Source organism: Pseudomonas sp. GW821-FHT05D12 (assembly GCF_059419825.1).
Genome location: NZ_JBWKSN010000003.1, coordinates 333,488 through 344,180, shown reverse-complemented (window position 1 = coordinate 344,180; position 10,693 = coordinate 333,488). Strand labels below are relative to the sequence as shown.

General features: G+C 62.7%; 11 protein-coding genes. 10 read left to right on the top strand and 1 reads right to left on the bottom strand.

Translation table 11 applies throughout. The annotated features are described in order from the left end of the window. The first annotated feature begins 14 nt into the window (after nt 1-14). The 9 genes from AC07SI_RS07255 to AC07SI_RS07215 are packed head-to-tail and all read left to right on the top strand — an operon-like array spanning nt 15 to nt 6,870. Complete coding sequence (locus tag AC07SI_RS07255) at nt 15-1,262, top strand: NAD(P)/FAD-dependent oxidoreductase (RefSeq protein ID WP_065899968.1); 1,248 nt, start codon at nt 15-17, stop codon at nt 1,260-1,262. After that, a complete protein-coding gene (locus AC07SI_RS07250; RefSeq protein ID WP_065899966.1) occupies nt 1,259-1,993 on the top strand; it encodes a class I SAM-dependent methyltransferase in 735 nt (244 codons plus the stop codon). Before AC07SI_RS07255 ends, AC07SI_RS07250 begins: the two co-directional genes overlap by 4 nt. After that, the gene (locus AC07SI_RS07245; protein WP_495005440.1) at nt 1,990-2,472 is read left to right on the top strand and encodes a hypothetical protein; all 483 of its coding nucleotides are present in this window, start codon (nt 1,990-1,992) and stop codon (nt 2,470-2,472) included. The genes AC07SI_RS07250 and AC07SI_RS07245 overlap by 4 nt, the downstream gene beginning before the upstream one ends. Next, nucleotides 2,469-3,635 carry a beta-ketoacyl-[acyl-carrier-protein] synthase family protein gene (locus AC07SI_RS07240; protein WP_495005439.1) on the top strand — a complete coding sequence of 389 codons (1,167 nt, stop codon included), beginning with the start codon at nt 2,469-2,471 and terminating at the stop codon, nt 3,633-3,635. The genes AC07SI_RS07245 and AC07SI_RS07240 overlap by 4 nt, the downstream gene beginning before the upstream one ends. Then, nucleotides 3,632-4,093: a hotdog family protein gene (locus AC07SI_RS07235; RefSeq protein WP_120447446.1), complete on the top strand. Its 462-nt coding sequence runs from the start codon at nt 3,632-3,634 to the stop codon at nt 4,091-4,093. Before AC07SI_RS07240 ends, AC07SI_RS07235 begins: the two co-directional genes overlap by 4 nt. Then, entirely contained in the window at nt 4,090-4,818 is a 729-nt protein-coding gene (gene fabG / locus AC07SI_RS07230) for a 3-oxoacyl-ACP reductase FabG (RefSeq protein WP_065899959.1), read from the top strand. The genes AC07SI_RS07235 and fabG overlap by 4 nt, the downstream gene beginning before the upstream one ends. Beyond that, complete coding sequence (locus tag AC07SI_RS07225; RefSeq protein ID WP_065899958.1) at nt 4,818-6,044, top strand: beta-ketoacyl-ACP synthase; 1,227 nt, start codon at nt 4,818-4,820, stop codon at nt 6,042-6,044. Before fabG ends, AC07SI_RS07225 begins: the two co-directional genes overlap by 1 nt. Before the next feature lie 25 nt (nt 6,045-6,069). After that, nucleotides 6,070-6,486, top strand: coding sequence for a hypothetical protein (locus AC07SI_RS07220; RefSeq protein ID WP_213550310.1), 417 nt, complete (start codon nt 6,070-6,072; stop codon nt 6,484-6,486). Beyond that, entirely contained in the window at nt 6,487-6,870 is a 384-nt protein-coding gene (locus AC07SI_RS07215) for a hypothetical protein (protein WP_495005438.1), read from the top strand. Between the two features lie 1,518 nt (nt 6,871-8,388). Here the strand turns inward: AC07SI_RS07215 and AC07SI_RS07210 are convergent. Further along, nucleotides 8,389-9,282: a LysR family transcriptional regulator gene (locus AC07SI_RS07210; RefSeq protein WP_106805368.1), complete on the bottom strand. Its 894-nt coding sequence runs from the start codon at nt 9,280-9,282 to the stop codon at nt 8,389-8,391. A 172-nt stretch (nt 9,283-9,454) separates the two neighbouring features. Here AC07SI_RS07210 and AC07SI_RS07205 point away from each other — a divergent pair, with 172 nt between their 5' ends. Continuing rightward, nucleotides 9,455-10,681, top strand: a complete 1,227-nt coding sequence (locus AC07SI_RS07205) for an MFS transporter (protein ID WP_207200701.1) — start codon at nt 9,455-9,457, stop codon at nt 10,679-10,681. The last annotated feature ends 12 nt before the right edge of the window (nt 10,682-10,693 follow it).

The window sequence follows — 10,693 nt, the reverse complement described above, 5'->3', positions numbered from 1 at the left end:
GGCAAGGAGCCCTCGTGCCCACAGTTGAAATGGAACGTCGCCAGGTGGTGGTGATCGGTGCCGGTCCATCCGGTGCCATCGCCGCCGCGCTGTTAAAGCGCAAGGGGCATGATGTATTGATCATCGAGCGCCAGCACTTCCCACGGTTCTCGATCGGCGAAAGCCTGCTGTCGCACTGCATCGACTTCATCGAAGAAGCCGGCATGCTCGACGCCGTGCAGGCCGCGGGCTTCCAGGTGAAGACCGGCGCTGCGTTCGCCTGGGGCGAGCGCTACAGCGCATTCGATTTCGGCGACACCTTCAGCAACGGCAAGCCGACCACCTTCCAGGTGCAACGCGGCGAGTTCGACAAATTGCTGGCCGATCAGGCGGCGCTGCAGGGCGTCGATATTCGCTACGGCGAAACCATCGTTGGCGTGGATTTCAAAGGCGAATCGCGCTACCTGCACGTGCGCCGCGAGAACGGCAGCGAATACCATCTCAAGGCCAGGTTCGTGCTCGACGCCAGCGGCTACGGCCGTGTGTTGCCGCGCTTGCTCGACCTTGAGGCGCCGTCGAATTTCCCGCTGCGCCAGGCGGTGTTCACCCACGTCGAAGACCGCATCGAACATCCTGGGTTTGATCGCACCAAGATCCTGGTGACCACCCATCCGACACAGCGCGATATCTGGTTCTGGACCATCCCGTTCAGCAATGGCCGCTGCTCGGTCGGCGTGGTCGCGGCGAAGGAGCATTTCGACGGCCGCGACGCGGACCTCGACGCCTGCCTGCGCGGTTTTATCGACGAAACCCCAAGCCTGTCCGGCGTACTGCACAACGCCGTGTGGGATACCCCCGCGCGCACCATCGGCGGCTACTCGGCCAACGTCAAAACCTTGCACGGCCCGGGCTTCGCGCTGCTGGGCAACGCCGCAGAATTCCTCGACCCGGTATTTTCGTCCGGCGTGACCATCGCCATGCGCTCGGCGAGCATGGCCGCCGGCCTGTTGCACCGTCAGCTGAGCGGCGAAACAGTGGACTGGCAAAGCGAATTCGCCGAACCGCTCAAGCGGGGTGTCGACACCTTCCGCTGCTACGTCGAAGGTTGGTATGCGGGCACGTTCCAGGATGTGATTTTCCATCCCGGCAGCTCGCCGGAGATTCGCCGGATGATCAGCTCGATCCTCGCCGGCTATGCCTGGGATGAGCGCAACCCGTTTGTCAGCGAGCCCAAGCGGCGGTTGCGGATGTTATCGGAGATTTGTGCAGGGGATGCCGCGTGAGCAGTCAGTACCTGAGTAAGAATTACGTCGAGGAAACCAGGTTCGGTTTCTGGTTCCTGCGCAGCCACACCTGGCAGCACCATGTGCTGCGCGTGGCGATCAACGACCTGCGCGGCCTGTTCAGCGAGGCATTGCCCCAGGCGCCGGTCTTGCTCGACGCCGGTTGCGGCCAGGGCAAATCCTTCAAGCTGCTGCAGCAAGTGTTTGCCCCCTCGCGCCTGATCGGCCTGGATGCCGACCCTCACAGCCTCCAACTGAGCCGCGAGGAAGCCACGCGCCAGGGCCTCGCCGTGGAGCTGATCGGCAGCGACTGCGCCACCCTCGAAGTGCCCGACGCCAGCGTCGATATCCTGTTCTGCCACCAGACGTTCCACCATCTGGTGGAACAACATCGCGCGCTGAAAGAGTTCTACCGCGTGCTCAAGCCGGGTGGCTACCTGCTGTTTGCCGAATCCACCGAAGCGTATATCGACACCTGGGTGATCCGCTGGCTGTTCCGCCACCCGATGCACGTGCAGAAGAGCGCCGAAGAGTACCTGCAGATGCTGCGCGAGCAGGGCTTTGAGTTCGGCGCGCAGAACGTCTCGTACCCCTATCTGTGGTGGAGCCGTTCCAGCGATTTCGGCCTGCTGGAACGTTGGGGCCTGCGCAAGGCGCCGCCGGTGGGCCAGCGCGAAGAAACCCTGGTCAATTGCGTCGCGCGCAAACCCTTGGCGGGTGCAACCGCATGATGCGCCTGCTGCTGATCGGCGGCCTGTTGCTGCTGAGCGCCTGCGCCAGCCAGGCGCCGCTGCCCGAAAAAATGCCCACCCTGACCCTGCCGATGCAATTGCATGTGCAACGCCAGGAAGGTGCCCAGCGCCAGGATTGGCTGCTGGTGATCCAGCGCGAGGACGGCGGCATTCGCTGGTCGATGATGGATCCCCTGGGTATCCCCCAGGCCCGGCAGATACTGATCAATGGGCAGTGGCAGGCCGATGGCTTGCTGCCGCCCAATCCCCAGGCGCGCGAGCTGTTCGCCGCCCTGCTGTTTGCCCTGACTTCGGCGGACGACCTGCGCGCGCTGTACCCCGACGCGCAGGCGATGGACCTGACGCGTACCCTGCCGGGCCATTGGCAAATCGTGTATCAGTCGTCCGAGGTATTTCGCGTGAACATCAGCGGGCAGCCGTTGAGCTATCGCATTACGCCGCTGGGAGTCGCGCGATGACCGCCTATCTCAATGCACTCGGTGTGATCTGCGCGCTGGGCCGCGGCCAGGCCGAGGTCAGCCGCAACCTGTTCGCCGGTGACTGTTCGGGCATGCGCGCCGAAAGCGGCTGGGTCCCGGAGCGAGTGCTGCCGGTGGCCGGTGTGCACGGCGAGCTGGCGACCATCCCACCCGAGCTGGGCCAGCAGAGCAGCCGCAACAACCAGCTGCTGCTGGAGGCGGCGCTGCAGATTGAGGGCGAGATTCGCCAGGCGATCCAGCGCTACGGCGCGGCACGTGTCGCCATTGTGCTGGGCACCAGCACCTCGGGGATCGATGAGGCCAGTCGCGGCATTGCCCATTACCTGCGCGATAACCAGTTCCCCGGCGACTATGACTACCAGCAACAGGAGCTCAGCGCGCCGGCAAACTTCCTCGCCGACTGGCTGCAAACGAGCGGCCCGGCCTATGTAATTTCCACTGCGTGCACCTCCAGCGCCCGCGCGCTGATGAGCGCCCAGCGCCTGCTGGACCTGGGCGTGTGCGATGCAGTGATCTGCGGCGGCGTCGACAGCTTGTGCAAGCTCACTCTCAATGGGTTCAGCTCGCTCGAGGCGGTGTCGGACCAGCGCTGCAATCCGTTTTCGCGAAACCGCAACGGCATCAACATCGGCGAGGCGGCGGTGTTGTTTCTGATGAGCAGGCAGCCGTCGCCGATTGCCTTGCTGGGCAGCGGCGCGAGTTGCGACGCGCACCATATCTCGGCGCCGGAGCCCGGCGGCAAAGGCGCTTTGCAAGCGATGCGCAAGGCTTTGGCCAGCGCGAAACTGGCCCCCGAGCAGATCGGCTACTTGAACCTGCACGGCACGGCCACCCAGCATAATGACGCGATGGAAAGCATGGCCGTCGCCAGCCTGTTCCCCACCGGCGTGGCCTGCTCGTCGACCAAACCCATGAGCGGCCACACCCTGGGGGCTGCGGGCGCGCTGGAAGCGGCGTTCTGCTGGCTGAGCTTGACCCACAACCAACTGCCACCGCACGTGTGGGACGGCCAGGCCGATCCGGCACTGCCTGCGTTGCACTGGGTACGGCCCGGTGCCCGCTTGGAAAAACGCTGCCTGATGAGCAACTCGTTTGCCTTCGGTGGCAATAATGTCAGCCTGATTATCGCAGAGGCACCATGATCGATTGGCCACTCGCCGAACTGCTGCCCCACGCGGGCGACATGATCCTGATCGACCAGGTGCTGTCGTTCGATGAAGAGCAGGTTCGCACCCGCACGACCGTCAAGCCCGGCGGCCTGTTCAATCGCCCGGACGGCAGCCTGCCGGCCTGGGTCGGCATCGAGCTGATGGCGCAAAGCGTCGCCGCCTATGCCGGTTGCCGCGCGCGCCAGAAAGGCGCCGCCGTGGAGCTGGGCTTTTTGCTTGGCACGCGCAAGTTCGAGTGCAACGTGGAACACTTCCCGGCAGGCGCCGAGCTGACGATCCACGGCCTGCGCTCGCTGGAAGACGACAACGGCATGGGTGTGTTCGAATGCCACCTGACCGGTGACGGTATCCAGGCCAGCGCCCGCCTGAACGTATTTCGACCGCCACAGGCGGCCAACTATTTAGAAGAATCGAAGGACGAAACGCCATGACTGAATCCGTACTGGTCACCGGCTCCAGCCGTGGCATTGGCCGCGCCATCGCGCTGCGCCTGGCCCAGGCCGGGCACGACATCGTGCTGCATTGCCGCAGTGGCCGTGCCGAAGCCGATGCCGTGAAGGCCGAGGTTGAGGCGCTGGGCCGCAACGCACGGGTGCTGCAGTTCGACGTGGCGGACCGCGCGCGCTGCAAGGCAATCCTCGAGGCGGACGTGGAGCAACATGGCGCCTATTACGGTGTGGTGCTGAATGCCGGCCTGACCCGCGACGGCGCCTTCCCGGCCCTGTCGGAAGACGATTGGGACGTGGTGATGCGCACCAACCTCGACGGTTTCTATAACGTGCTGCACCCAGTGATGATGCCGATGATTCGGCGCCGTGCGGCCGGGCGCATCGTGTGCATTACTTCGGTGTCCGGGCTGATCGGCAACCGTGGCCAGGTCAACTACAGTGCCTCCAAGGCCGGCCTGATCGGCGCAGCGAAGGCGCTGGCCATCGAGCTGGGCAAGCGCAAGATCACCGTCAACTGCGTCGCCCCCGGCCTGATCGACACGGCCATGCTGGATGAAAACGTACCGGTGGAAGAACTGATGAAGATGATCCCGGCGCAGCGCATGGGCACCCCGGAAGAAGTCGCCGGCGCGGTGAATTTCCTCATGTCGGCCGAAGCCGGGTATATCACGCGCCAGGTGTTGGCCGTGAACGGAGGCCTGTGCTGATGAAACGCGTTGTCGTCACCGGCATGGCCGGCATGACCTCCCTGGGCAGCGATTGGGAAACCATCGCGGCCAACTTTCGCGCCAACCGCAGCGGCATCCGGCGCATGGACGAGTGGGACCGCTTTACCGAACTGAACACGCGCCTGGCCGGGCCGATCGACAACTTCGTCGTGCCCAGCCACTGGACGCGCAAGCAGCTGCGCAGCATGGGCCGCGTCTCGCGCCTGGCGGTGTGGGCGGCGGAGCAGGCGTTGCAGGATGCCGGCCTGCTCGGCGACGAGTCGATCAAGGACGGGCGCATGGGCGTGGCCTGCGGCTCGTCCACCGGCAGCACCGACGAGATCAAGGCGTTCGGCAATATGCTGCTGAACTCGGTGGCCGAGGGCCTGAATGCCAACTCCTACGTGCGCATGATGCCGCACACCACGGCGGCGAATATCAGCATCTTCTTTGGCCTGACCGGGCGGCTGATCCCTACGTCCAGCGCCTGCACCAGCGGCAGCCAGGGCATCGGCTATGCCTACGAGGCGATCAAGTTCGGGCGCTTGCCGCTGATGCTCGCCGGCGGCGCCGAGGAGCTGTGCCCGACCGAGGCCATGGTGTTTGACGCGCTCTACGCCACCAGCCTGAAAAACGATGCGCCGCAGACCAGCCCGCGCCCTTACGACACTGGCCGCGATGGCCTGGTGATCGGCGAGGGCGGCGGCATGCTGGTGCTCGAAGAACTCGAACATGCGTTGGCGCGAGGGGCGCATATCCACGCCGAGATCGTCGGCTTCGGCAGCAATGCCGACGGCCAGCACACCACCCGCCCGGAACAGAAAACCATGCGCCGCGCCATGGAACTGGCGCTGGAAGATGCCGGGCTCGAGCCTGGCGCGATCGGCTACGTCAACGGCCACGGCACCGCCACCGATCAAGGCGACATCGCCGAGACGCTGGCGACCAGCAGCCTGTTCGGCAGCCGCATGCCCATCAGTTCGCAGAAGAGCTTCCTGGGCCACACGCTGGGCGCCTGTGGTGCACTGGAATCGTGGTTCAGCATCGAGATGATGAACCGCGACCAGTACGTGCACACCTTCAACCTGGACGCCATCGACCCGCAATGCGGCGAGCTGGATTACCTGCAGGGTGAGTTTCGCGAGATGCATCACGACTACGTGATGAACAACAACTTTGCCTTTGGCGGCGTCAACACATCGCTGATTTTCCGCCGCTGGTCCTGACTTTTAATCGATTGGAGAAAACGGAATGTCTTCCTTGCTACGCGCTACCCTGATCACCCTGGCCCTGTTGACCACCGCCGGCTGCACCAGCAAGCCGATCCTCAACACCCAGCACGAGCTGCCGGTTGCCAACCAGGTCAGCGAAGAAAAAATGAAAACGGTGATCATCAACGCCCTGCAAAAGCGCGAGTGGACGGTGCAACGCCTGAGCCCGCAACTGGTACAGGCCGAGATCAACGTGCGCAACCAGTACTACGCAGCGATCGACATCCGCTACACCCGCAACAGCTACGCCATCACCTACCGCGACAGCCGCGACCTGGGCTACAAGGACGGCAAGATCCATCGCAACTACAACCGCTGGGTGAGCATGCTTGATCGCGACATCATGGCGGCATTGCGCGCCAATGGCATGACCGTGGCAGAACCGGCGACGCCATGAGTGACGTCACCCGCAGAGCGGGTTAATGAGCAGCAAGGCCCTGCCGCCCCCCGGCAGGGTTCATTGATAAAGACAGGTCCCTTAATAACTGATATTACCGCCGCCTTCCTGGCTGATCTGAATACTGTTGCCGCTATTGCCGTTGTGCCCGCTATTGACGTAGCGGCTATCAGCGCCGGCATTACCATTATTGCCATAGTTACCGTAATTGCCGTGATCACCGACGGCGTTAATATTTTTATTATTACCGTTATGACCTTGGTTGACATAGGTACTATGATTGCCGCTATTGGCATTATTCCCATAGTTCCCGTAGTTACCACTCGCGCCAATTATCCCACGGTTATCATTATTGCCATTGTTGCCGTGATTCTCATACCGTGAGTTCACCCCGATGTTTTCGTTATTCCCATAATTACCATGGTTACCCGACCCCGAAGAGGGACCGTACACCGCATAGGCCGCCTGGGCTGCCCGACCTGTAGAAACCATCTAACACCTCACGCTTGGTAGAAAAATTTATGATGAGCCGGCACGCCGACCCAACCCTTAATCGCAATGAGAAAATAACAGTTCCACAACGCTGAAAAAAAACAAACTATCGGCACACTACGAACACGGCGCACACAGTGACCGACGTGCCTTCGCCATTTAGGCACCTCGTCAGACCCCACACATAACCTGCAACTGAAACAGAACCTTCAAACGGCTATACGACGACCGCTATCACTGCCTGGCAGGAGCGCAGCCAGGCGATTGCCGTTATTGCCGTTGTCGCCCTGATTGTCATAGTGACTATTGCTGCCACTGTTGCCATTGCTCCCATAGTTACCAAAATTACTGCCATTCATACTGTTGCTGCCGGTATTGGTATTGATGCTTAACTGACCAATATTTATATTAACGTTATAGTTAATCGTGACGGCCTGAGGTGTGTTGCCTTGGCCAGCATCCGCCGCGTTCGGGCGAAGGCCTGCACCGGTATTCCCCGCAGGGTTGCCTGGTTGATTCGGGCCTGTCGTAGTTGGCCCCTGGCAATGCCGCTGCGCCCCGACGCCATTTTGGACCGGGCCAGTTCCCTGGCGAACAGGGGCCTGGTTCGGCTGGTTGCCTGGACCCGGATTTCCCCGAACATTGCTCCGCTGCCCTTGGCCTGGCGTATTTTGCGCCTGACGTTGCTGCCCCGCACCGCCACCTTGGCCTGGCACTGCCGCGTTCGGGCGAACGCCTGCACCTGTATTCCCCCGACCGCTTCCTCGTTGCGTCTGGCCTGCCGTATTTGGCCCCTGACAATGCGGCTGCCCCCCAACAGCACTATGGCCTGGGCCGGTTCCTTGGTGGGGGGCCGACGGGTTCGTGCGAACGCCTGCACCCGTATTCCCCCGAGCATTGCCCCGTTGCGCCTGGCCTCCCGTATTGGGCCCCTGGTGCTGCGGCTGCCCCCTAACACCACTTCGGCCTGGGCCGGTTCCTTGGCGTGGAGCCGCCTCGTACGGATGAATGCCTGCCCCCGTGTGCCCCGGTGGCCCATAGCCTATAGGGCGTTGCCCCTCACCATGCGCGTTGCCGCCAACGCGCTGCTGGGCCCCGCCACCGCCTTGACCTGAACGGGTTACTGGACTCCCAATCGGCGGACCCGTAATGGTGTCAACGGTTGCACCCGGCATTCCAAGCCGCCACAACAACCAGCCAAGCTCAGCGCTTCGATTCCCAGCGATCATACGAACCTCCCACATCGAACATTTCAATACGAAGCCTTCGGCAGGATCAGTGGCCATTCGCACAAAAAGGGTTCCAGCTTTCCCATACGAGAACGACGAATCGCCCCTCTGGAAAAAGCGACTCTGAAACCCGCTTCAAGTCAGGGATCTGACCCACCAAGCGCCACATTTCAATGCATGCCTAGATCGCCGCCTTACGCGTCAACAACTCCACGAACGCCTTCGCCATCGGCGTCTGTACGCCCTTGCGCTGCACCAGCCACACCGCCGTTACCGCCTCCTGGTCCAGCAGCGTGCGATACACCACCCCATCAATGCGGATGCGCTGGTACGACGCCGGCAACACCGACACGCCCAACCCCGCTGCCACCAGGCCGATGATGGTCATCGCCTCGCCCGCCTCCTGGGCGAAGTGCGGGCTGAAGCCGGCATCACGCGCCAGGTTGAGCAATTGCGCATACAGGCCACTGCCGTAAGTGCGCGGGAAAAACACGAACGGCTCCTGCGCCAGTTGCGCCAGGTGCAATCCTCGTTCGCTGCCCTGCACCAACGGGTGACCAGCGTTCAATACGGCCACCAGCGGCTCGCGCATCAGCTCGACCACACTCAGTGAATCCGGCAACGGCAGCGGACGCATCAGCCCGACCTGGATCGACTCATCCACCAGCGACTCCGCCACCTCGGTGCTGCTCATTTCCTGCAGGTTCAAGTGCACGGCCGGGAACGCCTGGCGAAAGGCGAAGATCGCCTGGGGAATGCTGGAGTTAAAGGGCGCGGACGAGGTAAAGCCGATCTTCAGTTCCCCCAGCTCACCCAATTGAGCCCGACGCGCGACGTCCGCCGCCTTGTCGACCTGCGCCAGCACCAGGCGCGCCTCCTGCAGGAACAGTCGACCAGCCTCACTCAGCTCGACCCGACGATTGGTACGCTCGAACAAACGCGCGCCGACCTCCTGCTCCAGCGCCTGGATCTGCTGGCTCAAGGGTGGTTGCGAGATGCCCAGCACCTGCGCGGCGCGGCCAAAATGCAGTTCTTCGGCAACGGCGATGAAATACCGCAAGTGACGCAATTCCATGCAAGCCTCATTAGGTCGTTAAAGCTATCAAACAGGTCGAACAATATATTGGAAAGAATCATTAGCCAGCTATATTCTTTTCAGCATTGCCAGTCCTGGCACGCTCTTCCTCCCCGAGGTCCCCGTGAAATCTGCTGTTGCTCCCTTCGCGCAAGAAGTCCCACCCACCGCCTTGGATGAGGTGGTGGCGCAGCTCAACGACGAGTACATCGAAAAAGGCACGCCGATGTTCATGCGCACGGTGCTGGCGCTGTTTTCCGGCGGGTTTGCCACCTTTGCCCTGTTGTATTGCGTGCAGCCGATGATGCCGGCGTTGTCCCACGAATTTTCCATCAATGCCGCGCAAAGCAGCCTGATCCTCTCGGTGGCGACGGCGATGCTGGCGTGCGGCTTGCTGATCACCGGGCCGATTTCCGACCGGCTGGGACGCAAGCCGGTGATGGTGTCCGCGCTGTTCTGTGCGGCGCTGGCGACCATCGCCAGTGGCTTGATGCCAACCTGGGAGGGCATCCTGCTGATGCGCGCGCTGGTAGGCCTGTCGCTGAGCGGCCTGGCCGCCGTGGCAATGACCTACCTGAGCGAAGAGATCCATCCGCAGCACATCGGCCTGGCAATGGGCCTGTACATCGGTGGCAACGCGATTGGCGGCATGAGCGGGCGCCTGATCATCGGCGTGTTGATCGACTTCGTCAGCTGGCACACCGCGATGCTGATCATCGGCGCACTGGCGTTGATCGCCGCCACCGTGTTCTGGAAGATCCTTCCCGAATCGCGCAACTTCCGCGCCAGCAGCCTCAAGCCGCGCAACCTGGTGGATGGTTTTGTCATGCACTTCAAGGACGCGGGCCTGCCGTGGTTGTTCCTTGAGGCGTTCCTGCTGATGGGCGCGTTCGTGACGATGTTCAACTACATCGGCTATCGCTTGCTGGCCTCGCCCTACGAACTGAGCCAGGCCGTGGTCGGCCTGCTGTCGCTGGTGTACCTCTCGGGCATCTACAGCTCGGCGAAAATCGGCTCCCTGGCCGACCGACTCGGCCGCCGTCGCGTGCTGTGGGGCACGATCGTGCTGATGCTCGCCGGCATGGCGCTGACCCTGTTCACCCCGCTGTGGCTGGTGGTGCCGGGCATGCTGATCTTTACCTTCGGCTTCTTCGGCGCCCACTCGGTGGCCAGCAGCTGGATCGGCCGCCGCGCCGTCAAGGCCAAGGGGCAGGCGTCGTCGCTGTACTTGTTCTGCTATTACGTGGGGTCGAGTATTGCCGGTACGGCGGGCGGGTTCTTCTGGCACTTTGCCGGGTGGAACGGGATTGGGGCGTTTATCGTCGCGCTGTTGATTGGGGCGTTGCTGGTGGCGCTGAAGCTGGCGAAGTTGCCGCCGCTGGGGAATGTGAAGGCCTGATACGGTCCTGCT

Coding starts and splice junctions, on each gene's coding strand:
- AC07SI_RS07245 (WP_495005440.1), top strand. CDS start 1,990: ATGATGCGCCTGCTGCTGATCGGCGGCCTGTTGCTGCTGAGCGCCTGC.
- fabG (WP_065899959.1), top strand. CDS start 4,090: ATGACTGAATCCGTACTGGTCACCGGCTCCAGCCGTGGCATTGGCCGC.
- AC07SI_RS07240 (WP_495005439.1), top strand. CDS start 2,469: ATGACCGCCTATCTCAATGCACTCGGTGTGATCTGCGCGCTGGGCCGC.
- AC07SI_RS07210 (WP_106805368.1), bottom strand. CDS start 9,282: ATGGAATTGCGTCACTTGCGGTATTTCATCGCCGTTGCCGAAGAACTG.
- AC07SI_RS07225 (WP_065899958.1), top strand. CDS start 4,818: ATGAAACGCGTTGTCGTCACCGGCATGGCCGGCATGACCTCCCTGGGC.
- AC07SI_RS07235 (WP_120447446.1), top strand. CDS start 3,632: ATGATCGATTGGCCACTCGCCGAACTGCTGCCCCACGCGGGCGACATG.
- AC07SI_RS07220 (WP_213550310.1), top strand. CDS start 6,070: ATGTCTTCCTTGCTACGCGCTACCCTGATCACCCTGGCCCTGTTGACC.